Raw genomic sequence first — 25,898 nt, forward strand, 5'->3', positions numbered from 1 at the left:
TCGATTTTTCTGGCAGAATAATCCTCAGCCGGCTGTTTTTTCGCCGTTCTCGCCGTCGGTAAAACTCAACGAAGCCGAGTTAACGCAGAAGCGTTCACCGGTAGGCTGCGGGCCATCGGGGAATACGTGCCCCAGATGAGCGTCGCAGTGGCCGCAGCGAATCTCGATCCGATGCATATTGTGTGAATTATCATCAATATAACGAATCGCATCGTCGGATACCGGCTCATAGAAGCTTGGCCAGCCACAGCCGGAGTCATACTTGCTGTCGGAATAGAACAGCGGATAGTTGCAACACAGGCAATGGTATACACCCTCGCGCTTATTGTGCAGCAATTTACCGGAGTACGGCGCTTCAGTGCCCCGTTCCTGGGTCACATAACGTTGGATTTCATTCAGTTCCGTGGCCGGATGGTCAGGGGTTGTGTCTTTAGCCATTTGCGTGATTCTCTGAATGTGGATAATGTCAACGAAAACAATGAGTAATAATAACAAAAAATTAACAACATTGCAGTGCTTTTTGGCCTAAACTGTAGCGCATAAAGGTCACGCCGCGGCATTATGTGATACCGATCACATATATGAAGCAGGGTGACTTTATACTTGGCGGTTTGACCCCATATAACGGATGAGGCCGAACGCAAACGGAATGTGCAATAAGCAAGCAGATCAAGCCCCGTGATTTGATTTGCAGCAAGAATTGACACGATTCCGCTTGACGCTTGGTAAGGTTTTTGTAATTTTACAACCAACCTTTTATTCACTAACAAATAGCTGGTGGAATATATGACTATCAAAGTAGGTATCAACGGTTTTGGCCGTATCGGTCGCATTGTTTTCCGTGCTGCTCAAGAACGTTCTGACATCGAAATCGTTGCAATCAACGACCTGTTGGACGCAGAGTACATGGCTTACATGTTGAAATTTGACTCTACTCACGGCCGTTTCAAAGGCACTGTAGAAGTCAAAGACGGCCATCTGGTTGTTAACGGCAAAACCATCCGTGTTACCGCAGAGAAAGACCCGGCTAACCTGAAGTGGAACGAAGTGGGTGTTGACGTTGTTGCAGAAGCGACCGGTATCTTCCTGACCGACGAAACTGCACGTAAACACATCACTGCAGGCGCTAAGAAAGTTGTTCTGACCGGCCCTTCAAAAGATGCGACCCCAATGTTCGTACGTGGCGCAAACTTTGAAAAATATGCTGGCCAGGATATCGTTTCCAACGCATCTTGCACCACCAACTGCCTGGCTCCGCTGGCTAAAGTTATCAACGACAACTTCGGCATCGTCGAAGGTCTGATGACTACCGTTCACGCGACCACCGCTACTCAAAAAACCGTTGATGGCCCGTCTCATAAAGACTGGCGCGGCGGCCGCGGCGCATCCCAGAACATCATCCCTTCTTCTACCGGCGCAGCTAAAGCAGTTGGCATCGTTCTGCCAGAACTGAAAGGCAAACTGACCGGTATGGCGTTCCGCGTTCCAACTCCAAACGTGTCTGTAGTTGACCTGACCGTTCGTCTGGAAAAAGCAGCGACCTACGAAGAAATCAAGAAAGCCATCAAAGCCGCTTCTGAAGGCTCTATGAAAGGCGTTCTGGGCTATGTTGAAGACGAAGTGGTTTCTACTGACTTCAACGGCGAAATCCTGACTTCCGTGTTTGATGCCAAAGCGGGTATCGCGCTGAACGACAACTTTGTGAAACTGGTTTCCTGGTACGACAACGAAACTGGCTACTCCCACAAGGTTCTGGATCTGATCGCTCACATCTCCAAATAATGGAATGATGGAAAGCTGATAATGAGGGGCGACATTTTTTGTCGCCCTTTTTTTGTTTCTGCGGCGAACTAAAGGCAACCTAATGAACGAAAAAATTTTCACCCTGCCCGTTACCGAACAAATTTCACCTTACATCAGTCAACGTCAGCTCGAAGAACTACCGGTAGTGCTCGTCTCCCACCCGAAAGTCCGCGCCGCTGTTGCGCTGCAAGGCGCACACCTGTTAGCCTGGCAACCTGCCGGTGATAAGCCGGTTATCTGGCTGAGCAACAACACCCCCTTTAAAAAAGGCAGCGCCATTCGCGGCGGTGTGCCTATTTGTTGGCCCTGGTTTGGCCCGGTAGCGCAACCCTCGCACGGTTTCGCCCGCAATCAGCCCTGGAACCTGACTGCGCACGATGAAGACGACAACGGTGTCATTCTGACCTTTACCCTGAAAGACAATGAGCAAACCCGCAAGCTTTGGCCGCATGCCTTTACGCTGATTGCCCGTTTCAAGCTGGGTGAAGAATGCGAGATTGAGCTGGAGTCACACGGCGACTATCAGGCTACCGCAGCGCTGCATACTTATTTCCAGATTGGGGATATTGAACAAGTAAAAGTGGCGGGCCTCGGCGAACCTTATATCGACAAAGTGGCCGGTGGAGCAGAAGCTCGTCAGACCGGAGACCTGGTATTTATTGGTCAAACCGATCGGGTCTATACCCAACCGGACGCTTTCAGCCTGATCAAAGATCCTTCTCTGCAACGCACCATTGAGGTTCATCACCATCATATGAGCGATGTGATTGCCTGGAACCCAGGCGTGGAGCTGTCCTGCAGCATGGCAGACATGGCGAATGACGGTTATAAAACCATGGTTTGCGTGGAAACCGGCCGTGTCAGTAAACCGTTGGTGGCCGCTGGCGAACAACCAGCCCGGCTGGCGGTAACCTTCCGCAGCCGTAAAAAGGCTTGACGCTTATAGGGCGGCGAGCCAGTCGCCCTGTTTCCCCCCTTGCCCCCCTCGAACGACATATCGCACTATACCCGCGTTATGCCCGCACTTAACGCACACTGTGCGCGCACCACGGATGTGCAAAAGGAGCGCAAGCGCCCCTTTATGATGCAATCATTGCACAATATTCGTGCAATTTTCTTTTAGAAGCTGTAGCTCACACCTGCCATCAGCAACCCGGTGTAAGATTTATCCACCATTGGGCTGTCTTTCACTTCATTAGACAGTTGGATGTAACGCCCGGTGAAGAAAGCATCCCAGTCCTTGTTGATCTGATAATTGGCGCTCAGTTCAACGTAAGGTGCCCAGCTGTCGCCCGGCTTGTAGCTGTCCAGACCACTGCGGCGAGATTCGTTATCGCTGACACCGTAGTAGTATTTGTTCTGGTTTTTGCTGTTCCACATCACGCCCACACCAGGAATCAGGGTCAAGGCGTCTAAATCGAATTTGTAGAGATAAGCGACATCCGCTTCCAGACCGTTGCTGTTGTCCAGAGTATCACCGGTAAAGGTGGAGCGGATCGAGCCCCAATCGGCATTATGGGTATAAGCCAGGCCAGCCATCAGCGTGCCGCGTCGTTTATCCAGACGCTTCATGCGGTCGTCATCGCTGTCGCCGGGACGAAAACCAAACGGCGAGTAATAACCCATTACGCTCAGTTGGTTTTCCTGATCTTTCCACAGGTAGTAACCGGCTGTCAGCGTACGGAAGTAGAAGTCGTCGCCTTCATAGTTAATGACAGGCATCGGATAGACGCGAGTCTTATAACCACGGTACACGTCAGGGCTAACCAGCGCTGCAGCACCGAGTGACCAGGTTCCTGCCTGAGCACTTTGCGCAAAAACCATTGCGGAAGCGACAATTGCTAACGTTTTGAGTTGAAAATTTTTCACTGGTTCTTTTTCCATAAATAACAGAGTTAATTGCCGACTTAGTTTATGTGAAAACGCCGTTACGCGCCTAATCTTTACAATAGAAAACAACCAAGATCGAATAAGTTAGATCAGAAATATGAATTAATCATGGCGGAACAATGACGTTTTTTGCCGCAAGCCGCGCCAGACAAGGCGTTTGCTCATCCTTGTCACAACTGAGTCATTGATATGACTTAAAAAAAGCTTTTTATGACGCAGGAAATTTTCCGGTATGCCAACTAAGCTTAATCAGAAGGCGAATTTATCCTGAGCCCAGTGGCAATACAACGCAACTCGCGATAATAAGCGTATCAAGTTGGCATACGGGTTGCTGTACTCAGGTAATAACTTCTTCTTTCGGGAGCCAAAACACTATCACCAGCTCCCTTTAACCTGTGCTAATAACGAAAAGGACGGGCATCATGAACATATTTGACCACTATCGCCAGCGCTATGAAGCTGCCAAGGACGAAGAGTTCACACTGCAGGAATTTCTTACCATTTGCCGGCAAGATCGCAGTGCGTATGCCAATGCGGCCGAACGTCTGCTAATGGCTATCGGTGAACCTGTTATGGTCGACACCGCGCTTGAGTCACGCATGTCACGCCTGTTCTCCAACCGCGTGATCGCACGCTATCCGGCTTTCGAAGAGTTCTACGGTATGGAAGAAGCTATAGAACAAATAGTTTCTTACCTGAAACACGCCGCGCAGGGGCTCGAAGAGAAGAAACAAATTCTTTACCTGTTGGGCCCGGTGGGCGGCGGGAAATCATCGCTGGCAGAACGTCTGAAAGCGCTGATGCAACGCGTGCCGATTTACACTTTGAGCGCCAACGGCGAACGCAGCCCGGTCAACGACCATCCGCTGTGCCTGTTTAATCCGCAGGAAGATGCCAATATTCTGGAAAAAGAATACAACATCCCGAACCGCTACCTCGGCACTATCATGTCGCCGTGGGCCGCAAAACGCCTACATGAATTTGGTGGCGACATCACCAAATTCAAAGTAGTGAAAGTGCGCCCTTCCATTCTGGAACAGATAGCCATCGCCAAAACGGAACCGGGTGATGAGAATAACCAGGACATCTCTGCGTTGGTCGGTAAAGTGGACATCCGTAAACTGGAGAACCACGCCCAGAACGATCCGGATGCCTACGGTTATTCAGGCGCTCTGTGCCGTGCCAACCAAGGGATTATGGAGTTCGTAGAGATGTTCAAAGCGCCGATCAAGGTGCTGCACCCTCTGCTTACGGCTACCCAGGAAGGTAACTACAACGGTACCGAAGGCATCTCCGCCCTGCCGTTCAGCGGGATTATTCTGGCTCACTCCAACGAATCCGAGTGGGTGACTTTCCGTAACAACAAAAACAACGAGGCCTTCCTCGACCGCGTTTATATCGTCAAGGTGCCGTACTGCCTGCGGGTGTCGGAAGAGATGAAAATCTACGACAAGCTTCTTGATCACAGTGAACTGACCCATGCGCCTTGCGCCCCCGGTACGCTGGAGACGCTGGCACGCTTTACCGTGCTCTCTCGCCTGAAAGAGCCGGAAAACTCGAGCATTTACTCGAAGATGCGCGTCTATGACGGTGAAAGCCTGAAGGACACCGATCCAAAAGCCAAGTCGTACCAGGAATACCGCGACTACGCCGGGGTCGATGAGGGCATGAATGGCCTGTCCACCCGTTTCGCGTTCAAAATCCTGTCGCGGGTATTCAACTTCGATCACGCCGAGGTAGCCGCCAACCCGGTGCACTTGTTCTACGTACTGGAACAGCAGATCGAGCGTGAACAGTTCCCGCAGGATCAGTCGGAAAAATATCTGGAACACCTGAAAGGCTATCTGATCCCGAAATACGCCGAATTCATCGGTAAAGAGATCCAGACCGCTTATCTGGAATCCTACTCGGAATACGGTCAAAACATTTTTGACCGCTACGTGACCTATGCAGACTTCTGGATCCAGGATCAAGAGTACCGTGATCCGGATACCGGCCAGCTGTTCGATCGCGAATCCCTGAACGCTGAACTGGAGAAAATCGAGAAACCGGCCGGCATCAGCAATCCGAAAGATTTCCGCAACGAAATAGTCAACTTCGTGCTGCGTGCCCGTGCTAATCATAGTGGCCGTAACCCTAACTGGACCAGTTATGAGAAGCTGCGTACCGTGATCGAGAAGAAAATGTTCTCGAACACCGAAGAGTTGCTGCCGGTGATTTCGTTTAACGCTAAAACCTCAACGGATGAGCAGAAGAAACATGACGACTTCGTCGACCGCATGATGGAAAAAGGCTACACCCGCAAACAGGTTCGCCTGCTGTGTGAATGGTATCTGCGGGTCAGAAAGTCTTCATAACGGCTAATGAGAATTAGCGTCATGGAGATGGCGTAGAAAGTTGGCAACGTCGTTTGGGGGAAGTATGGCGTATTTTATTGACCGACGGCTTAACGGCAAAAACAAGAGCATGGTGAACCGCCAGCGCTTCTTGCGCCGCTACAAGTCGCAAATCAAACAGTCGATTGCCGAAGCCATCAACAAGCGTTCGGTCACCGACGTGGACAGCGGGGAGTCGGTTTCAATCCCCAATGGCGATATCAACGAGCCTATGTTTCATCAAGGCCGCGGTGGCACTCGCCACCGCGTTCATCCCGGTAACGACCATTTTGTGCAGAATGACCGTGTCGAGCGCCCTCAGGGCGGCGGCAGCGGCGGGGGTGGCGGTCAGGGAAACGCCAGCCAGGATGGCGAAGGCGAGGATGAATTCGTCTTTCAGATATCCAAAGACGAATACCTTGATCTGCTGTTTGAAGATTTGGCGCTGCCGAACCTGAAAAAAAATCAGTATAAGCAGCTTACCGAGTACAAAACTCATCGGGCCGGTTACACCGCCAACGGCGTGCCGGCCAATATCAGTGTGGTGCGTTCGCTGCAAAACTCATTGGCGCGACGTACCGCCATGACCGCCGGAAAGCGGCGTGCCCTGCATGAGCTGGAAGGCGAGCTCACCCAGTTGGAAAACACCGAGCCGGTGCAATTGCTGGAAGAGGAGCGGCTGCGCAAAGAAATTGCCGAACTGCGCAAAAAAATCGAAAGCGTGCCCTTTATCGATACTTTTGATTTACGTTACAAGAACTATGAACGTCGTCCTGAACCTTCCAGCCAGGCGGTAATGTTTTGTCTGATGGACGTTTCCGGCTCCATGGATCAGGCAACCAAGGACATGGCTAAACGTTTCTATATCCTGCTCTATCTGTTCCTGAGCAGAACCTATAAAAACGTCGACGTGGTGTATATCCGCCACCACACCCAGGCGAAGGAAGTGGATGAACAGGAGTTCTTCTACTCGCAGGAAACCGGCGGCACTATCGTTTCCAGCGCGCTAAAACTGATGAATGAAGTGGTTGAAGAGCGTTACGACCCGGCTCAATGGAACATTTATGCCGCACAAGCCTCGGATGGCGATAACTGGGCCGATGACTCACCGCTGTGCCACGAACTGTTGGCAAAAAAACTGCTGCCGATGGTGCGTTATTACAGCTACATTGAAATCACCCGCCGTGCCCACCAGACGCTGTGGCGTGAATATGAAGACCTGCAGGCCAAATTCGATAACTTTGCCATGCAGCATATCCGTGAGCCGGACGATATTTATCCGGTATTCCGCGAGCTTTTCCATAAGCAAACGGCATAATATTTATTAAAACAGCCAGTTAATCTTGTTAGCTGGCTGTTCCTTTTACAGGAAAAAAGAACACCCTCTCAGGATCGTTTTCATCCAGGTTTTCAATACAACCGCTCTCAGTAAAACCGGCTTCCAGTAACAGCCTCTTCATGGGTAAATTCGAACCGTTAGCTGAGGTAAACAGCTTGGGGCGCTCGCAAAGCGATTTTAATTGTTCGAGTAACTTTCGCCCCACGCCTCTGCGTCGGAACCGCTCATCGACCATAAGAATGTCGATAAACCCATAACCGTAAAAGTGATAGTGCAGCACGCCATAAGCCACTATTTCGCCAGCAAGCTCTGCAACATGGCAGACACCGGCCTCGCACCACTCACGGATCTCGGTGTGGCGGTGCAGATCATGCGATGCAAGGGTATCAAAACCGATCAACACATTAATATCCTGCATTGTTGCAAGACGAAAAATCATTTTTCCCATCCTCGTCTTTCTTGCCATTAGCACAATCAGCGCTGAGGTAATTCCTAATTACGTTTTCTTTACGCGTTGCTCATTGCTTAGATTGGGAATATTCCTATTTAATGGATTGCCAAATTGCAATCTTAGGTGAGAGCTATGGAACTACTTCCAATCGCAATCATCGTCGTTTTGATGGCAGTTGTCGTATTTTCCTTTGTCCTCTATTGGCGGCAAAGAAGAACAAGTACTTTCAACACCAAGCGGAAACGACGTTAGGACGACTATCCACAAGGAAGTGGTCTAACAGTAACGCTTACAAGCTGGCCCACCACCGCGTAAAACCCTCTTTGAGGATATTCTGATACATGCAGCGCCTTGAACCTTTCACTTGTCCATAAAGTTTACGTGGGTTAGTGTCACCTTCTGAAGGTCCACACCACCTCATAACCAGAATAAAATCCAATAGCTAGGCTATCATCCCTTAATCCCGCCGTCGTGCGGGATCTTTTTAACGCCAGAAAAAATCACCCCTGCCAGAAATTGACAGTAGCGCCCATTAAGCTTGGAATTCTGCGGCAAACCATTCCGCGGGCCATTTTCAGCATCATAGGGAAATACACGCCAATGACACGTGCCATAACGCTTCTTACCGATAATTTTTCCGATTGGGAAACCGCTCTGATCAACTCCACTTGTCGAGGCTATTACGGTTTCGATACCCGTTTTGCTTCGCCCAAAGCCACCCCCATCGTTTCCTCTGGAGGGATGCTTGTTACCCCGCAGCTATCCATTGAAGCCATCGAACTCGACGAGGTAGACCTGTTGATCGTCTGCGGCGGCACGGCATGGCAAAGTGGACAGGCGCCAGACATCACCGCGTTGGTCGCCGAGGCTCACCGAAAAAACATCGTCGTCGCCGGTATTTGCGATGGAACTCGCGTATTGGCACAGTCGGGCGTGCTCGACAATCTCCGCCATACTTCCAATTCAGCGGAAAATCTGTCGCAACTGAACTATGCGGGAGCCGCGTACTATCAGGATGTGCCTTATGCCGTTGCCGATCAACGCGTCGTCACCGCGCCCGGCACCGCGCCCGTCAGCTTTATGGCCGCGATCCTTGGCGTGCTTGGTTTTAACGACGAGAATCTTAAAGCCTATTTGGCGATGCATGCGGCCGAACACAGCAAGCCGGTTTAAGCGGCCTGCGGCAAAAAACCGCTGTTGCAAGGCCTTGGTAAGGATATTTCATGAGGTGCTCGCCGCTTCATCAATCAAAGCGACCACGTCTTTTGGGTGCGAGGCAAGCGACGCATGGCTGGCATTCAATGTAATCACTTTTTTAGCGTTCAACCGAGCCGACATGCGCTGCTGATTCTCAGGCGAAATCATCCGGTCGTCGCTGGAAATTTGGTACCAGGAAGGTTTGTGCTTCCACGCAGGCTCATTGATAACGTTACCGAAGGTGCTTGCCAGCGGAGCCTTTTGCGTCACCGCCATCACCAGAGCCTCATGAGTGATAACCTTTACGTGACAATTCGCCAATCACCTTACTCCAGTGCGCGGCCCCCCCCCAAAAAAATCCATGCACCAGGACTACTGTAGGTTTTGTATTCATACCTGATTCCTTCTTTAAGATGACGGCGTTACACCGGCCCGCCTGTGCAAGGTCAAACGCCGTTTAGACCTATGATATATAGTTCACCCCAGCAGATTCCGGCAATAGCTACGAATAGTTAACGCGGCTGGCCGCTCCTCCTCCTGACGTTCCATTCACCCCGCGTCATTTCCCAGATGTCTGATGACATGCCCAAGCAGACACCTCCCATAACCAAACCTAAACGCAGTTTCAAATCAGCATGAAAACCACTTTAAAACTAGGATTTTTACCCATTAGGATATAAAATCCCATGTAAAAACAATGGGAAGTAAAAGTATCAAACATCAAAAGGGAATTTTCACGTGAAGGAAATGATCTCCATCCTTTTCATCGTAAGTCTGTTGGCGATGCTTTTTTCGTGGTTGTTTGTCTACGGCCTCAACATTTATTAGACGGCGGAACGGCGTAAAAAAACCCCGGCATGCGAACGCATACCAGGGTTGAGAGTCTCGGACTACATGAACATGTCCCCCAGTGCAAAACGGCTGGGCCAGATGATGGCGCCACTACTGTTTAGTCTGGATCCAGAAGGCATGAATCAATCCAGGGAAATAGCCCAACACAGTCAGGATAATGTTGAGGATAAAAGCCCCGCCGATACCTTTATCAAGCAACACACCCAGCGGCGGTAGAATAATGGTAAATACGATTCGCCAAAAACTCATACTCTCTCTCCTCACTTTCTCCAGGGCCTACCAACATATTATATCTGCCAAAGGCTTTCAAATTATCCGATTAATTGGGCAACCGCGAGCAGTGGGGAATTATGTTCTTCCGCTTCGCCAATACGGCCGCCGAACAATTTCCCCCAACGAAGATTCCTGAGTTTCCCCCGCGGGTAAACCTATGTCCTGATTTCTCCCATTATCGCCAACAGGAGCCGTCCCTTGCACGTCAGAGCCTAATAGAAGCATTAATAATGTGGTTATAAATAATAAACTAAATAAACAACTAATAAGCATTGATTATGTGGAATTAAGCCCCTAGAATTCGCGGCTTAAAAATACAACTGGGATAGGTTTCATGTCACCGCTGTGGGTTGCGACACAATATTTCTATTTAATAGGCCTTTTAGTTTCTATGGTTTTTACCTATTTAGTCAGCCGGGATACCATCAAAATTCGTTTTATCAGCGCGTTGACGATTGGTTTGACCTGGCCGCTAAGCCTGCCGGTGGTGTTGCTTTTCTCCCTGTTCTAGCAATGTAAAACCGCCCCGTCGGTAAAGCGACGGGGCGATACTGCCTTTCCTCAGAAATCGTACCCCAGGGTAGCCACCACAGAACGCTCCGCCCCCCAATAGCAATAGCCGGTGCCATAACAGGCCGCGACGTATTTCCTGTCGGTCAGATTATTGACGTTCAACTGAACGTAGGCGCCTTTCATTGATGGGTTCACGCTGCCCAAATTCATCCTCACTGAGGCATCCACCAGCGTCACCGAAGGAATGCGCAGCGTATTTTCATTGTCTGCCCACTGCTTGCCGATATAACGCACCCCAGCGCCAAGATCCACGCCGAATCCGGCCGCGTATTTACCCCACAGAGAAGCCATTTGGTCAGGGGCCAGATACGGCGTATTGCCGTTGTTGCCATCGATCGCGTCTTTAAACTTCACCTTGTTGTAGCTGTAGCCGGCAATCAGATCGAAACGTTCGCTGATCTTGCTGCGCGCTTCCAGTTCAATCCCCTGCGAATGCACTTTGCCGGCCGGCAGATAATAACTTTGCTGCACCACCCGGTTGGCAACGTCTTTCTGCGTCAAATCGTACAATGCCACGCTGTAAATCGATGAACTGCCTGGCGGCTGATATTTCAACCCCACCTCATACTGCTCACTGGTGCTCGGTTTCAGCATGTGCCCGTTTTGATCGGGCAGCGCCTCAGGCGTTACCGCCGTACTGTAGCTGGCGTAAGGTGAAAGACCGTTATCAAAGTGATACAGCAAGGAGGCACGGCCGCTGAAATTATCATCGCTGCGCGCATCGCTGGTGCCGGTATTGAGCGTCGTATTTTTAGACTCGATACGATCGAAGCGGCCGGACAGGTTCAGATACCAGTTCTGTAAGTTGATTTCATCCTGCAGATATACGCCGCTCTGCTCGTAGTGGCGCCTGGAGTCGGTATGCGTCAGGCCGGTTAACGCCGCCCCGCCGGACACACCGGTATAAGGATTCAGCTGCGATGCGCCGGCAGATTCTTCCCACAAATTATTGCGAAAGCGCTGGTAGTCCAGCCCCAGCATGACCTTATGATCCAGCGCCCCGGTGGTAAAATCGGCTTCCAGTTGGTTATCGACGGCAAAGGCGTCCAGCGAAGTGGCAGAACCGCTGTAATAACGGTTCAGCAAACGGTGATCGTCATTCCAGCCAATCTGATACACCTGTTGCAACTCAACATTGGAATGGGTGTAACTGGCATTCTGACGGAAAGACCAGACGTCGTTAAAACTGTGGGAGAAAGCATAGCTGTAGATTTGCTCCCAGCGCTTGAACACATTCCGGCTGCTCTCACCGTCAAAGAATCCGCGCCCCAGTTTGTCGCCCGAGCTGGAATAGAGGCTGCCATCGGCCGGCACGGCACTGTGGTAACCGCCGGAAGGATCCTTCTGCAGGTAGGCTTTGAGCAACAGCGAGGTATTTTCATCCGGCTGCCACAGTAATGAGGGGGCGACGGCATAGCGTTCTTCACGCTGATGGTCGTACATGGTTTCGCTGCTGCGCGTCATGCCAGTCAGCCTGTAAGCCCACTGTTCAGACAGCGGTCCGGTCACATCGAAGGCGCCGCCCTGAGTACTATTGTTGCCTGCCATCAGGTTAACGTGCCCTTCCGTGGCGAACTGAGGCCGCTTGGATGTCAGCGCGACCAATCCACCCGGAATGCTTTGCCCATACATCACCGAAGAGGGTCCTTTGATGACGTCGACACGTTCCAGGAACCAGGGATCAACCTGCAAGGCGTTATAAGTGCCACCGTCACTCAACAGACGCAGGCCATCGAGGAAAGTGTTATTGACGTCACCGCCATGAAAACCGCGCAATGCAATGGTGTCATAGCGGGTGGCGCCACCGGAAAAATTGGTGAAGACGCCCGGAGCATATTTCAGCGTATCGTTAACCGTCTGGGCATTCTGATCGGTCATCTGCTGCCGAGTCACTACCGAGATCGACTGGGCCGTCAGGGCTAACGGTCTGTCCGTTTTCGTCGCACCCTGGCTGGTCGTAGCCTGATAGCCCTGCGTCGCCGCCTCCGCCGTATCGGCAGATTTGGCAGTGACAACCAAAGTATCCTCAGCCAACGAGGTTAGTGGCAGGAACATGGCGAGCGCGCAGAACAGGCGCGATCGTTTAACCGGAAAATGCATCGACATCTCTGTAACCCCTGGTAAATACTCAAAATCACGCCGAATAAGATTCTCTGTCAGCAGCGCTGGCTGACAACGTCTGCAGCGGATCTATCAGCGCACTGAATCCAATGAAAAGATAATATTAATGATAATTATTATCTTTATTGACAAAAAGTTTCAAGCATGGTGACGTTTTTTATGAGCCGGAAAAGTGTTTCATCGTCACTGAAAAACCAAGGGTGTAAGCTGGGTTAGTAGACTGAAATAAAAGAAGTAAAAAAAATGCCAGCACGAGGCTGGCAACAAAGATTGGAAGCAATGTGAGCAATGTCGTGCCGGCTTGGGTGGCACATAAGGAGACAATCCTTCTACCCTTACCGACCATCAAATGATAACGACTATCATTATCTATTGTAAAGTGCTTTTTATCTACCCCTTTTTGTCAGCGCACAAGGGTGGCTCATCGATGCTTTGTCCTGCCAAGCCAACGATATAAACCCAATATCGCAAAAAAAATGGCCGCCACCAGGGCATTGATTGAAAGCCATAGCACTAATATGGGCACAACGGTCTGATAGATCGGAATCCCGCGTGCAGCAGCGAAGGGATTGAGATGCCAGGATCTAATAAGAAAAAAGGGGTTCAAGTTAAACCATTGGCAGAACAAGGCGAGGAGCGTCGGCGGCAGGAAAAAGTAAAGTCCCAACGTGGCAACCAGTAAACATACCGTAGAGTGACCGTTTTTATAATTTTTCATATCAATGTATTGTCATTACTCTTTCGCTGAAAATACCCTGGACGTTACCGTTTGAACAGACCCAGCAGGCGCTGATTAGTTCCCGTTTGGGGGTAAAATAAAGCCCGTTTTGCGTTTAATTTTCATTTAGCTCTTCGGTGTTATAACGCTATCCAGCTCAGGAGGCCCCAATGATACCGGACTATTGCCCTATCTCGCCAAACACCCAAAAACTCAAAGTCATCTATGGTTGGTATATATATGCCGTCTATACACTGTTGATCTTTAATATCTACCTGGCCGTGTATAACGTCTGCGTCAGGCATCCTATTGAATCGCCAATGATCTCATGGTGTCACAGCCTGTTCATCGCTTTTATACTCTACCAATTGCTGAAAAAACGAACGCGTTTTGCCTGGTTAATGCTGGCCTATTTTATTCTGATGCGACTCTATTACGCCAACATATTGCATATCGAATTTAATTCCTGGAGCCGGGGATTGGTATTCGTGATCCTGACAGTGATGTTCACCGGTACGGTTGCTCTGGGACAACTCGCAACGCCGCCGTTGCGTCAGGATTGGCTGGCGCGATTAGGCTGGCGGCAATGGGCTACGTTAGCCTGCCTATCCGGGATACTGACGCCATTGATCACTACCGATTATCTGGGTTGACGACGGTCATTTATTTTGGAATATGCGGCTCGGAGATATCAACCATACGGCACAACTTGGTGTAGTTACTGGATTGCTCGCACAGTTTATCGGTGACGTAAACACCAAGGTAACCCAGTACCAGCACATAGGCGGCCATGCACAGAATAAAAATCAACGTTCTCACCGATAGAACCAACCTGACAACAATACCTTAAGCATCATACCTTGATTTCCCTGCTTTAGACTATTTCAAAGTATTTCAGAAATCTGCTGGTCATTTCACGCCAATAAATGTTATGTTATTACATATCATAACCGCTTCACACAGACACGCTAATGGAAAACCAAAGCCCGCCGTTACTCACCGTAGAACAATTGACACTGTCGATTAACGGGGAAGTCAAAATCAGCGATCTGAACTTCACCCTACATGCCGGCGAACGGCTATGCCTGCTGGGCGCATCAGGCTCAGGCAAATCACTCACCGCCGCTGCCATTTTGGGCACGCTGCCGAACGGTGCCGAACTCAGCGGGTCGATACGGCTATTGGGGCGAGAAATCAGCGGCCAACGTTTACAACAGCGCAAGTCACTCTCGCTGGCAGCCATTTTTCAAGATCCTTTTACCAGCCTCAACCCCCTGACCACCGTGGGTAAGCAATTGATCATGGCTCTGCGTGGCCGGAGCGGCATGAACAAAGAACACGCCCAACGCTGCGCCACAGAACTCTTGGCTGCGCTGGGCCTGCCGCCGGAGAGCATCATGATGCGCTACCCCGGGCAATTGTCCGGCGGCCAATGTCAGAGGATCTGTGCGGCTCTCGCACTGAGCGGCGAGAAAAGCCTGCTGATAGCGGATGAACCTACCACCGCACTGGACATGGTCAGCCAGCATCAGTTAATCGATATCCTGAGGCGCTACACCGAGCGCCCCGCCGCGCCCGCCCTGCTGTTTATCACCCACGACCTTGCCGTCGCCGCCAGCCTGTGCCAACGAGCCATCGTGCTGGCGAACGGCACGATAGCCGAGCACGGCTCTGTCGCGCAGCTGTTGCGCCACCCTGTACATCCATACACTCAGCGGCTGGTTGCCACGGTACTGCGCCCGGCATTCGGTCATGACTCCTCTATGAGTATGGCGGGATAACCAATGAGTCACCTACCGGTCAACGCCGCACTGCCTTTTATCAGCCTGCAGAATGTCTGTCGGCAATATGCGTCGGCGTCTGGTGGCCTTAGCCCTACCGATCTGAATCTGTATGCCGAAGAACGCATCGGGTTGGTTGGCTGCTCCGGCGCAGGCAAATCCACCTTGCTCAAGCTGCTACTAGCGCTCGATGCGCCGGATTACGGTCATATCTTCTGCCAGGGTACCGCGATTCGCCCAGCGTCCGTTCGTCGGCTGCGTTGGTACCGACGTTTGGTGCAGTATGTCCCGCAAGACGCCCACGCCTCGCTCAATCCACGCCATACGGTCGCCGAACTGATTATTGCCCCGCTGCGCCAACTCGGTCTGCCGCAGGATCCGGGTATCACTGCAGAGCGTGCTCTGCGTCAGGTCGAACTGGATGAACACCTGCTGTACGTCAGGCCGGGCCAACTTTCCGGCGGGCAGGCACAGAGGGTGGCGCTGGCACGCGCCATCGCGCTGCAACCTCGTTTTTTACTGGCCGATGAGCCGGTCAGCGGCCTGGATCTGCCCTTGCGCAAGCAGATCATCAACCTGCTCGATCGTATTGCCCGTCAGCAACGGATGGGAATGCTGCTGGTCTCCCATGATATTTCCTTGGTGGCCGCCTTGTGCCACCGCACGCTGGTGATGGATCACGGTGCCATCGTGGAAGATCGCCCAACCCACGATCTGTTGCAATCGCCCCGGCATGTCGCTACCCGCGCGTTGATCGCCGCAATCCCATCATTACCCCCCTTTTAGCCCTGAGACCTTGAGGAATTCTGCATGTTGAATCCGCGTATTATTGGCCCGACCGGCTGCCTGCTAGCCGGCAGCTTGCTGCTTGGCGGTTGCTTTGAACCTGCAAAACCAAAAGAAAGTGCCGCCGAAGAAAAACGTATCCGGCTGGCCATGCTGCAGCCGCCCCGCTCCGGGTTAACGCCGTTGAGCGACGATGCCTTTAAACTCTCGCGCTGGAGCAATGCCGAAACCCTGGTGGTGCTGAACGCCAATGGTGATGCCGAGCCGGCACTGGCGACTGAATGGCAGCAAATCGATGAACGCCGCTGGCGCTTTGTGCTGCGTCAAGGTGTCAGTTTCCACGACGGTAGCGTAATGACGGCGCAAAGCGTAGTGCGTTCACTTTCAGCGGCGATAAATGCCGCGCCGAAACCACGCATTCTGGACGGCGTTGAGCTGTCGATCACCGCCGAAGGCGATAATGCCGTGCTGATCGCTACAGCCCGCCCCGATCCTTTAATTCCGCAACGGCTGTCCAGCCCGCAACTGGCGATCCTCGCTGAACGGGCCTACACCGCCAACGGCGTGGTCAATCCGCTGCAGGCCGGAACCGGCGCTTTCGTGTTAACAGAAATCAACGGCACCAGCAGCGCACGGCTAAATCGTTTTGACGGTTACTGGGGCGAGAAAGCCGCCGCACCGGGGATCGACGTCAGTTTTGTGCCGGACAGCAATGCGCGTGCCGCCGCCCTGAGAACCGGCAGCGCCGATCTGGTTGAAGCTTTGCCGGTATCGCAGTTGCCGCTTATTGAAGCGGGGCTGATCCACGAAGTCCCAATGCCACGCACCAATACGCTGTATCTGAATACTCGTGTCGGCGCTTTCCGCGATCCTGCGGTGCGCGCAGCGGCGGCGGCAGCGGTTCAACGCCAACAGTTAGTGGACAACGTCTACGAAGGCCGTGCCGATCTTGCCACCGGGTTGCTTGGCCCCGCATTGCCCTGGGCCGCCTCATTACGGCAACCGCAACCGGCTATCCCGCCGGCGGCGGTGAAAGGCCAAACCATTACCCTGGCGACCTTCAGCGATCGGGCAGAGCTGCCCGAAGTCGCGGTTTATCTGGCGCAACAGCTCAGCGCAGCCGGTTTTACAGTAAAGCAGGAGGTGCGGGAATACGCCCACATTGAAGCCGATGCGTTGGCGGGCAAATTCGATGCGTTCATTTTGTCGCGCGCCACAGTGTTGGATTCCGGCGATCCGGTAGCCTACATGTACAGTGATTTTGCCTGCCGGGGATCGTTCAATATCGCTCAACTCTGTGACCCCGCGGTGGACAAAGCCTTAACCCACGCGGCGACCATCCCGGCCGGCGCGCAAAGACGCCAGGCGATTATCGAGGCGGAGAGCCTCATCCTCGCCACGCATGCGGCTATCCCCTTGTTGCATGAAAGAGTTATCCAGGGTGAAGCCGCCACCCTGCAGCACGCAGAGCGCGATCCGCGTGAACGTCGACTGGTGACACCGCGCAGCGTTATTTCCGCCGGGCAGCCCTGATCGTGATAAAGAGCTCGATAAAGATGTTGTTGCCACTCGCCTCACGCCTGCTTGCCCTACTGGCAATGATTTTGCTCATTGGTCTGATGCCTTGGATTTCCGGCCGCGATCCCGCGCTCAGCCTGCTGCGGGCTCGCTCAAGCGAGCAAGAAGCGACGCCGGAAGCCCTGAACGCCATTCGCCAACGATTCGGTTTGGATGACGGGCCGCTGGTACTGCTTGGCCGGTGGTTTTCCGGGTTATTGCGGGGGGATGCCGGTAACTCCTGGATCTCGGGTCAGCCCGTGCTGGAAGGCATGCTGCAGGCCGCCGGAGTGTCTTTGATCCTGATGGCCTGCGCGCTCACGGTGGCGCTGTCGGTAGCACTGTTGTTGGCGTTGCCAACCCTGTGGCATGGCATGCGCGGCGACAGTCAGCGCCCTGTTGGCGTTCTGGCCGTAGCGCTGACCTCCCTGCCGGAATTTTTGCTGGCGGCACTGTTGCTGATTGTCGGCGCCGTCTGGTTGCGCTGGTTCCCGCCCTACGGCTGGCAAAGCCTCCAACACGCCGTTCTGCCCGCGCTGGCGCTGGGCCTGCCCGCTGGAGGATTGTTGGGCCTGTTGTTCAGCGACGGGCTGGCCGCAACCTTTTCTGAACGCTGGTTGATCACCTGGAGTCTTGCCGGTATCTCCCGGAGGCAACGTCTCTTGGCGGTATTGCGCCGCACGTTGCCCGCCCTGTTGCCACAGATTGGTTTGGTGCTGGTAGGGCTTACCGGCGGTGCCATTGCCGTCGAGAAGGTCTTTGCCATTCCCGGTCTTGGTCGGGCGACCTTAGGCGCCGCCATCGCACAGGATCTGCCTGCGCTGCAGTGCGGTATCCTGATTCTGCTGATGATCGCCTTCAGCGCCGGTTTCCTGGCGCAGGGAGCGCATTATCTGCTGCTGGGCCGCATCGCCGCGTCCCTGCCTAATGTGCAGCAACCCCAGCACAGCGCCAAAGGCAGTTATCTTGTCGCCGCAATCGCCGCGCTATTGCTGTGCCTACTGGTGCTGAGCGGGATCATCCGCGATCCGTTCGCGTCCCTGCATATGCGCCTGCAACCGCCCGGCCTGGCGTTACCCTTTGGCGCCGACGCCACCGGCAGGGACATTCTGGCGCGGGTCGCCCACGGCGCGGTGAATACCAGCCTGCTGGCGTTGGGCGTCAGCTTCGCTTCACTGATCCTCGGAATGCTATTTGGGTTGATGCCACGCCTGATGTGCGGGGTGATTGAACTGGCCAACGCCACGCCCCCCATCATGGCAGGCCTGTTGGTCATCGCCATTACAGGTCCTTCAGCCTACGGCGCCGCGTGCGCGGTGATGTTGGTCAGTTGGGCGCCGTTGGCGGCACACTGTGCCTCGTTATTGACGGAGGCGCGTACGCAGCCCTATATCCGCATGCTCCCCGTATTGGGGATAGGCCGCCTGCGTACGCTGACGCACTACCTGCTGCCGGCGTTAGTCGGGCCGTTGCTTCGTCACGCCATGCTTCGCTTGCCGGGTATTGCGCTGGCGCTGGCCGCGCTGGGTTTCCTCGGCCTGGGGCCTCAGCCGCCGGGTGCAGAATGGGGGCTGGTGCTGGCCGAAGCCATGCCTTATATCGAACGAGCGCCCTGGGGCGTTGTAACCCCGGTGGCCGCCCTGGTGTTACTGGCAGTGTTGGCGGTAACGCTGGCTAATGCCGCAGGCCAGCGCCGTGGCTGACTGCGCATCCTCGCCCGGTTTGTAGTAACATACTACGATGACTCAGCCTGCGGAGATCGCCAATGCACCATCTGATGCTAGACATTGAAACTCTGGACATAAAACCCAGCGCAGTGATCCTGGTGGTTGCCGCCGTATTTTTTGATCCCAAGACCGGCCAGCTCGGCGCGGAATTTGAAAACGCCGTCAGCAGCCAAAAAGATCAGCCTGGCAGAACCATCAGCCTGGATACCGTGGCCTGGTGGGCAAAGCAGTCTGACGAAGCACGCAAGCTGGCCTTTGCCGGAACCGAAAGCCTAAAGCGCGTACTGACCAGCCTGAGCCGTTTTATCCATATGAACAGCACAGACAGAGTGAAGGTCTGGGGGAATGGCAAGGAATTCGATTGCGCGATCCTCGAGCATGCTTTCCAGCAGTTGGAAATGCCCTGCCCATGGAAGTTTTGGGACACGCAGGATGTGCGTACGGTGATCACCCTGGCCGAACTGCACGGCTTCAACCCGAAGAAAGAACGCCCTTTCGAAGGCACACCGCATCGGGCGCTGGACGACGCCAAACACCAGGCGCGTTACGTGGCGGATACGGTTTCCGCACTTTATTATCGCCAAGCCTCTGCCGTGTAATGGGGGGTCGGCAAAATTAGCCCGTCGAACGCTTGTGCTTTGCCTCTTTCTATTTGACGCCAGAATCTCTACTCTACCTCTCTTTGTCACTAGGACGTGCTGTTTTTGTTATGCAAAAATTTCTGTTTCTGCTTCTTAGCCTGGTGCTGCTCGGCCCGCTGGGCATCGATCTCTATCTGCCGACCATTCCCGCTATCGCACTTGGCCTTAACAGCAGCGAAGCGCTGATTCAGTCCACCATTTCACTGTTCATTCTGGTGTTGGGCCTGGGGCAGGTTATCGCCGGCCCGCTGGTGGATAACTATGGCCGCAAGCCGGTCGCATTGGCCGGCGTCGTTATCTACATGATCGGCGCGGCAATGGCGGCATTGGCGACCACACCAACGGTGTTTGTTGCCTCACGCCTGCTGCAGGGCGTTGCAGTGTGTTGTACGGCGGTAGTGGCGTTCAGCGGCGTACGTGACCGACTGAACGGCGACGACGCTGCACGTGCCTACGGTTTTCTCAACGGCACGCTGAATATTATTCCTGCGCTGGCGCCGCTGCTCGGCGGGTTGCTGGCGGAAGCTTTCGGCTGGCGCGCCCCGTTCTGGTTCCTGGTTTGCTATGCCCTTGCGGTGCTGGTACTGATCGCCCTGCGTCTGCCGGAAACCCGGCCGGCGGATACCGTTAGAGTCAAAGGATTGCCGGTGCGGCAATATGCACGCATCCTCAGCGATCGCAACTTCCTGTCCTTCGCCGTGGTGAACTCAGGGGCAATGGGAATGGCGTTAACCTATGTTTCGCTGGCGCCGAACGTGCTGATGGGCACCGCCGAGCTGACGCCGCTGCAGTTCTCGCTGGTATTTGGCGCCAACGGCTTTTGGATCATGCTGGTGAGTTATTTCGCCAACCGCATTATTCACAAAGTCGGCCGGCCGATTTGCCTGGCGACCGGCGGAGTATTGATGGGGATCGGCTGCATTGGGCTGTTATTGGGCGTTAGCCTGCTTTCCGGCGCGGCGCAAACCCACTGGCTGGCGTATATGCTCCCGGTCGCCTTCGCCTGTGCGGGCCTGGCGTTTGTGATGGGCCCGGCAACCAGCTACGCGCTGGAGCCATACTCCAATGAAGCCGGCGTCGCTTCGGCGTTGGTGGGCTTTGTGCAGATGGCCGGCGGCGCAGCGCTGGGCCTGTTGGCAATGGCAATGCCGTTGCCACCGAAGCTGTCGCTGGCGTTGGTCATGCTGGCGGGCTGCTTGCTGGCGCTGCACGCACGGCAGCGCAGCAAGCAAATTAAAAGTCAGTTGAAGAAAATTGCCTGAGGTTTACGCCTCGACGGTGACTGGCACTCTCGCGGCCAGCGCCGTCAGCAACTCATAACCCAACGTGCCTGCCGCTGCGGCGACATCGTCAACCGGCAGGTGCCGCCCCCACAATTCCACTTCCGCACCAATGTCAGCGCCTGGACAGGGCGTCAGATCAACCGCCAGCATATCCATGGAGACCGTGCCCACCGTATGCGTCAACACGCCATCTACCCAAACCGGCGTGCCGCTCGGCGCATGGCGAGGATAACCGTCCGCATAACCGCAGGCCACTACGCCGATACGCTGCGCAGTCTTGGCGCTGTAACGCCAGCCATAACCGACACGATCACCACTTTTCAACGTCTGAACGCCAATGATTTCGCTACTTAACGTCATGGTAGCCTGCAAGCCGCTGTCGGCGATATCACGCCACTGGCCGCTTGGCGATGCGCCATACAGCACTATGCCTGGCCGCACCCAACTGCCGTGAGTTTGCGGATGCCACAACGTAGCGGCGGAGTTCGCCAGGCAGCGCGGCAAAGGGATTCCAGCCGCCGCACCCTCAATGACAGTCATTTGCTCTGCCACGCCCTGCGGGCCGTCGGCGGTGGCAAAGTGGCTCATCAGCGTCAGGCTGGCGATATTGCCCATCTCCCGCGCTTGCAACCAAACGCTGTGCAAACGATCCGGGGAAAAGCCCAGGCGATTCATCCCGCTGTTCACTTTCAGATAAACATCCAGCGGCGCGGACAGTTTGGCTACCGCTATCGCTGCCAGTTGCCAGTCGCTGTGTACCGAGGTAGTTAAACGATAGCGGTCGAGCAGGAGCAAATCTTGTGGCTTGAAAAAACCTTCCAGCAGCAGAATCGGCCCTTGCCAGCCGGACTCTCGCAGTAAAATGGCCTCGGCGAGATCCAGCAAGGCGAAACCGTCGGTTTGCCCCAGGCTACGCCAGACATGTTTGATTCCGTGGCCATAAGCATTGGCTTTTACTACCGACCAAATTTTGGCGCTGGGGGCGAAACGACGAATCACCTGCAGGTTATTTTCAAAAGCGGAAAGATGCAGCGTGGCGGTAATCGGGCGAGGCATGGATTCTCCTGCGGACTGGCGGTTGACGTCACGGGCCAGCGCCCGTGACGTCAGCATTATAAATTAAGAGGATTAACGCGCTGGATGCACATCGTTCAAGGGTGTGGGGTGCTCGTTGCGAAAGTCGGCGCTGTATCGCGCCACCGCCAGATCGTCTGAAGGGATAGCCGGCGTGATTCCGGAAATCAGATCGGAAAGCAATTGCCCGGAGCCGCACGCCATGGTCCAGCCCAAAGTACCGTGCCCGGTATTGAGGAACAGGTTTTTCAACGAAGTCTTGCCGACAATCGGCGTGCCGTCCGGCGTCATCGGACGCAGACCGGTCCAGAAAGTCGCCTCTTCAATCCGCCCGCCGTTAGGGTAGAGATCGCGTACCACCATTTCCAGCGTTTCCCGACGTTTCGGCTCCAACTGGGTATTAAAACCGACAATTTCCGCCATACCACCGACGCGAATGCGTTTGTCGAAACGGGTAATGGCGATTTTGTAGGTTTCATCCAGCACGGTCGAGAACGGCGCCGCAGCTTCATCCGTAATAGGAATGGTCAGTGAATAGCCTTTCAACGGATAAACCGGGATCGAGACCAGATCGCGCAACAGTGCGGTGGAGTAAGAGCCGAAAGCCACGACGTAGCTGTCAGCCTTGAACACTTCTGCACCGCACTGCACACCGCTGATCTGATCGCCGTCGACCAGCAGACGATCAACACTGCGGTTATACAAGAAGGTGACGCCCGCCTGCTGTGCCAACTTGGCCAGTTGCTGAGTAAACAGCTGGCAGTCACCGGTTTCATCATTGGGCAATTGCAGACCGCCGGTCAGCTTGTGCGCGACCTGCGCCAGTGCAGGTTCAACCGTCGCCAGTTGGTGAGCTTCCAGCAGTTTATAGGGCACGCCCGCCTCCTCCAGCACGGCAATGTCTTTCGCCGCACTTTCGAACTGCTGCGGGGTGCGAAACAGCTGCAGCGTGCCACCCTGACGCCCTTCATACTGGATGCCGGTATCCTGACGCAGCGCCTTGATGCAGTCACGGCTGTATTCCGCCAGCCGCACCATCCGCCCTTTATTGGTCATGTAGTGTGAGGTATCGCAGTTTTTCAGCATTTGCCACATCCAGCTCAACTGGAAACTGCTGCCATCCAGGCGCACCGCCAACGGCGCATGGCGTTGGAACATCCATTTGATGGCTTTCAACGGCACACCCGGCGCAGCCCACGGAGCCGCATAGCCCGGCGAGATTTGGCCGGCATTCGCCGCGCTGGTTTCCATTGCCGGGCCAGGCTGGCGATCGATTACCGTCACCTCGTGACCGGCCTTCGCCAAATACCAGGCGCTGGCAACACCCACCACCCCACTACCTAAAATTACCACTCGCATCGCTGACTCCAGCTCAAGGCTTCACAAAGCATAATCTTCTGCTCACAGGAAATTAACTCAGTGGAAAAATCCGTCCAACATCTTCGTCATCAAACGTGACAACATTCACAATTAATTTATCGTTCATGGCCGCGCCTTTTGCAATACCTACCTATAAATAGCGATAAGATGTCGTCCAAGGCCAGTTTTAGAGAGCAACAGCCGCTGATATGCTATCAATGCTAGCATTGATAGCATCAAAAAAAACCGGGATGCGCAACAAGCTTTTAACAGAATATAAAAACGAAACACGCGCATTTAAACAGAATAAAAAACCAATAAAGCATCCTTTTATCGCCATAACCTTTTACCGATGGTCGAGTCTGCCATAGCAGAAAAAACTCAGGGCAAAATCCCCCCGGCTCCCCGTTGTGGAGAGGTTGCAGGCAGATCGTTGAATTTTTACGCTTTATATCATTATTCCCTACGCGCAGTTTGAGCTACGATTGATACAGGGTCTGCCGTTCGAGCAAGGTCCGTAATAAGAGGGTGCGCTGATGACTACTTCAACACATGATAAGGTCAAGGAAGATAAGCGTCTGAGCGATGGACCGGACTGGACGTTCGAGTTGCTGCAGGTGTATCTGGAGCACATCGATCGCGTAGCCAAACATTACAAGCTCGACACCTACCCGCATCAGATCGAGGTTATCACCTCAGAGCAGATGATGGACGCCTATTCGAGCGTGGGCATGCCGATTAACTATACCCATTGGTCATTCGGTAAAAAATTCATTGAAACCGAGCAGCGCTATAAGCATGGGCAACAGGGGCTGGCGTATGAAATCGTTATCAACTCCAACCCCTGCATCGCCTATCTGATGGAAGAAAATACCATCACCATGCAGGCCCTGGTGATGGCGCATGCCTGCTATGGGCACAACTCCTTCTTCAAAAATAATTACCTGTTCCGCAGTTGGACCGATGCCAGTTCGATCGTCGACTACCTGCTGTTCGCCCGCCATTACATCAGCCAATGCGAAGAGCGTTACGGCGTTGAGGAAGTAGAAAAACTGCTCGACTCCTGCCATGCGCTGATGAACTACGGCGTGGACCGTTACAAACGGCCGCAGAAAATTTCGCTGATAGAAGAAAAAGCGCGACAGAAAAGCCGTGAGGAGTACCTGCAAAGCCAGGTAAATACGCTGTGGAAAACCCTGCCGCGGGTCGAACGCGAAGAGGCGCCTGAACAGGCCCGCCGCTATCCGAGCGAACCTCAGGAAAACATTCTCTACTTTATGGAAAAAAATGCGCCACTGCTTGAGCCTTGGCAGCGTGAGGTTCTGCGCATCGTGCGCAAAGTGAGCCAGTATTTTTATCCGCAGAAACAAACCCAGGTGATGAACGAAGGCTGGGCGACATTCTGGCACTATACCATTCTCAATCACCTGTACGACGAAGGCCGGGTCACCGAGCGTTTCATGCTGGAATTCCTGCACAGCCACACTAACGTGGTGTACCAGCCGCCGTACAACAGCCCGTACTACAACGGCATCAACCCTTATGCGCTGGGCTTTGCCATGTTCCAGGACATCAAGCGCATTTGCCAATCGCCGACGGAAGAAGATCGTTACTGGTTCCCGGATATCGCCGGTAAAGACTGGCTGGAGACCTTGCATTTCGCCATGCGCGACTTCAAGGATGAGAGCTTTATCAGCCAGTTCCTGTCACCCAAGATCATGCGTGATTTTCGGCTGTTCACCGTGCTGGATGACGACCGCAATAACTATCTGGAAATTGCGGCTATTCACAATGAAGCCGGTTACCGGGCGATTCGCCAAGAGCTGTCTGCGCAATATAACCTGAGCAACCATGAACCTAACATTCAGATTTGGAATGTGGATTTACGCGGCGATCGTTCGTTGACGCTGCGCTACATCCCGCAAGATCGCGCGCCGCTGGACAAGAGCCGTCGCGAAGTGATGAAACATCTGCATCGCCTGTGGGGCTTCGACATTATTCTGGAACAGCAGAACGAAGACGGTAGCGTCGAGTTGTTGGATCGTTGCCCGCCACGCCCGGCGCCACTGTGATTAGATATGCTATGGGTCGGCCACTT

The 25,898-nt window shown here is 53.8% G+C and carries 23 protein-coding genes; 14 read left to right on the top strand and 9 right to left on the bottom strand.

Features of this window, described 5'->3' with window-relative positions:
• Positions 1 to 24: 24 nt before the first annotated feature.
• Positions 25 to 438, bottom strand: a complete 414-nt coding sequence (gene msrB / locus SPL01S_RS15895) for a peptide-methionine (R)-S-oxide reductase MsrB (RefSeq protein WP_062871044.1) — start codon at positions 436 to 438, stop codon at positions 25 to 27.
• 348 nt (positions 439 to 786) lie between these two features.
• On the opposite strand from msrB, the gene gapA reads away from it, so the two are divergent.
• Together gapA and SPL01S_RS15905 are read left to right on the top strand one after the other, a co-directional pair.
• Positions 787 to 1,782 (top strand): glyceraldehyde-3-phosphate dehydrogenase, encoded by a 996-nt coding sequence (gene gapA, locus SPL01S_RS15900; protein ID WP_004945391.1) that lies wholly within the window; start codon positions 787 to 789, stop codon positions 1,780 to 1,782.
• Positions 1,783 to 1,864: 82 nt separating this feature from the next.
• On the top strand, positions 1,865 to 2,740 hold the full coding sequence (locus SPL01S_RS15905) for a D-hexose-6-phosphate mutarotase (protein WP_063201146.1): 876 nt from the start codon (positions 1,865 to 1,867) through the stop codon (positions 2,738 to 2,740).
• A 182-nt stretch (positions 2,741 to 2,922) separates the two neighbouring features.
• Here SPL01S_RS15905 and SPL01S_RS15910 read toward each other — a convergent pair whose 3' ends face one another.
• Positions 2,923 to 3,687, bottom strand: a complete 765-nt coding sequence (locus tag SPL01S_RS15910) for a MipA/OmpV family protein (protein WP_063201149.1) — start codon at positions 3,685 to 3,687, stop codon at positions 2,923 to 2,925.
• A gap of 428 nt (positions 3,688 to 4,115) precedes the next feature.
• Here SPL01S_RS15910 and yeaG point away from each other — a divergent pair, with 428 nt between their 5' ends.
• Entirely contained in the window at positions 4,116 to 6,050 is a 1,935-nt protein-coding gene (yeaG, locus tag SPL01S_RS15915; protein ID WP_006325823.1) for a protein kinase YeaG, read from the top strand.
• Positions 6,051 to 6,114: 64 nt separating this feature from the next.
• Positions 6,115 to 7,386: a YeaH/YhbH family protein gene (locus SPL01S_RS15920; protein WP_006325825.1), complete on the top strand. Its 1,272-nt coding sequence runs from the start codon at positions 6,115 to 6,117 to the stop codon at positions 7,384 to 7,386.
• A gap of 28 nt (positions 7,387 to 7,414) precedes the next feature.
• On the opposite strand, the gene SPL01S_RS15925 is transcribed toward SPL01S_RS15920, so the two are convergent.
• Positions 7,415 to 7,846 carry a GNAT family N-acetyltransferase gene (locus SPL01S_RS15925; RefSeq protein WP_063201152.1) on the bottom strand — a complete coding sequence of 144 codons (432 nt, stop codon included), beginning with the start codon at positions 7,844 to 7,846 and terminating at the stop codon, positions 7,415 to 7,417.
• A gap of 612 nt (positions 7,847 to 8,458) precedes the next feature.
• Between SPL01S_RS15925 and SPL01S_RS15930 the strand changes: the two genes are divergently transcribed.
• Positions 8,459 to 9,031 (top strand): type 1 glutamine amidotransferase family protein, encoded by a 573-nt coding sequence (locus SPL01S_RS15930; protein WP_063201155.1) that lies wholly within the window; start codon positions 8,459 to 8,461, stop codon positions 9,029 to 9,031.
• A gap of 48 nt (positions 9,032 to 9,079) precedes the next feature.
• Here the strand turns inward: SPL01S_RS15930 and SPL01S_RS15935 are convergent, their stop codons facing one another.
• Entirely contained in the window at positions 9,080 to 9,331 is a 252-nt protein-coding gene (locus SPL01S_RS15935) for an alpha/beta hydrolase (protein WP_232245998.1), read from the bottom strand.
• Positions 9,332 to 9,997: 666 nt separating this feature from the next.
• Positions 9,998 to 10,156, bottom strand: a complete 159-nt coding sequence (locus SPL01S_RS24725; RefSeq protein WP_004945416.1) for a YqaE/Pmp3 family membrane protein — start codon at positions 10,154 to 10,156, stop codon at positions 9,998 to 10,000.
• Between the two features lie 358 nt (positions 10,157 to 10,514).
• Here SPL01S_RS24725 and SPL01S_RS24730 point away from each other — a divergent pair, with 358 nt between their 5' ends.
• On the top strand, positions 10,515 to 10,691 hold the full coding sequence (locus tag SPL01S_RS24730) for a GhoT/OrtT family toxin (RefSeq protein WP_004945419.1): 177 nt from the start codon (positions 10,515 to 10,517) through the stop codon (positions 10,689 to 10,691).
• 50 nt (positions 10,692 to 10,741) lie between these two features.
• Here SPL01S_RS24730 and SPL01S_RS15940 read toward each other — a convergent pair whose 3' ends face one another.
• Positions 10,742 to 12,859: a TonB-dependent siderophore receptor gene (locus SPL01S_RS15940; protein ID WP_062791855.1), complete on the bottom strand. Its 2,118-nt coding sequence runs from the start codon at positions 12,857 to 12,859 to the stop codon at positions 10,742 to 10,744.
• A gap of 1,053 nt (positions 12,860 to 13,912) precedes the next feature.
• Between SPL01S_RS15940 and SPL01S_RS15945 the strand changes: the two genes are divergently transcribed.
• A complete protein-coding gene (locus SPL01S_RS15945) occupies positions 13,913 to 14,245 on the top strand; it encodes a hypothetical protein (protein WP_232245997.1) in 333 nt (110 codons plus the stop codon).
• Between the two features lie 10 nt (positions 14,246 to 14,255).
• Here the strand turns inward: SPL01S_RS15945 and SPL01S_RS25490 are convergent, their stop codons facing one another.
• Positions 14,256 to 14,411: a hypothetical protein gene (locus SPL01S_RS25490; RefSeq protein WP_004945427.1), complete on the bottom strand. Its 156-nt coding sequence runs from the start codon at positions 14,409 to 14,411 to the stop codon at positions 14,256 to 14,258.
• Positions 14,412 to 14,563: 152 nt separating this feature from the next.
• On the opposite strand from SPL01S_RS25490, the gene SPL01S_RS15950 reads away from it, so the two are divergent.
• From SPL01S_RS15950 to SPL01S_RS15975, 6 genes are all read left to right on the top strand, one after another.
• On the top strand, positions 14,564 to 15,373 hold the full coding sequence (locus SPL01S_RS15950; RefSeq protein WP_063201162.1) for an ATP-binding cassette domain-containing protein: 810 nt from the start codon (positions 14,564 to 14,566) through the stop codon (positions 15,371 to 15,373).
• Between the two features lie 3 nt (positions 15,374 to 15,376).
• Positions 15,377 to 16,159: an ABC transporter ATP-binding protein gene (locus SPL01S_RS15955; protein WP_063201166.1), complete on the top strand. Its 783-nt coding sequence runs from the start codon at positions 15,377 to 15,379 to the stop codon at positions 16,157 to 16,159.
• 24 nt (positions 16,160 to 16,183) lie between these two features.
• Positions 16,184 to 17,692, top strand: coding sequence for an ABC transporter substrate-binding protein (locus SPL01S_RS15960; protein ID WP_063201169.1), 1,509 nt, complete (start codon positions 16,184 to 16,186; stop codon positions 17,690 to 17,692).
• Between the two features lie 23 nt (positions 17,693 to 17,715).
• Positions 17,716 to 19,419, top strand: coding sequence for an ABC transporter permease subunit (locus SPL01S_RS15965; RefSeq protein ID WP_063201172.1), 1,704 nt, complete (start codon positions 17,716 to 17,718; stop codon positions 19,417 to 19,419).
• Positions 19,420 to 19,481: 62 nt separating this feature from the next.
• Complete coding sequence (locus SPL01S_RS15970; protein WP_013813244.1) at positions 19,482 to 20,042, top strand: 3'-5' exonuclease; 561 nt, start codon at positions 19,482 to 19,484, stop codon at positions 20,040 to 20,042.
• 110 nt (positions 20,043 to 20,152) lie between these two features.
• Complete coding sequence (locus SPL01S_RS15975; RefSeq protein ID WP_063201176.1) at positions 20,153 to 21,346, top strand: multidrug effflux MFS transporter; 1,194 nt, start codon at positions 20,153 to 20,155, stop codon at positions 21,344 to 21,346.
• Positions 21,347 to 21,349: 3 nt separating this feature from the next.
• Here the strand turns inward: SPL01S_RS15975 and dadX are convergent, their stop codons facing one another.
• Together dadX and SPL01S_RS15985 are read right to left on the bottom strand one after the other, a co-directional pair.
• Positions 21,350 to 22,423, bottom strand: a complete 1,074-nt coding sequence (gene dadX, locus SPL01S_RS15980; RefSeq protein ID WP_063201179.1) for a catabolic alanine racemase DadX — start codon at positions 22,421 to 22,423, stop codon at positions 21,350 to 21,352.
• Between the two features lie 72 nt (positions 22,424 to 22,495).
• On the bottom strand, positions 22,496 to 23,800 hold the full coding sequence (locus SPL01S_RS15985) for a D-amino acid dehydrogenase (RefSeq protein ID WP_063201182.1): 1,305 nt from the start codon (positions 23,798 to 23,800) through the stop codon (positions 22,496 to 22,498).
• A gap of 536 nt (positions 23,801 to 24,336) precedes the next feature.
• Between SPL01S_RS15985 and SPL01S_RS15990 the strand changes: the two genes are divergently transcribed.
• A complete protein-coding gene (locus tag SPL01S_RS15990) occupies positions 24,337 to 25,872 on the top strand; it encodes a SpoVR family protein (protein WP_004945446.1) in 1,536 nt (511 codons plus the stop codon).
• The last annotated feature ends 26 nt before the right edge of the window (positions 25,873 to 25,898 follow it).

It is taken from the genome of Serratia plymuthica NBRC 102599 (assembly GCF_001590925.1).
GTDB classification, from domain to species: Bacteria; Pseudomonadota; Gammaproteobacteria; order Enterobacterales; family Enterobacteriaceae; genus Serratia; species Serratia plymuthica.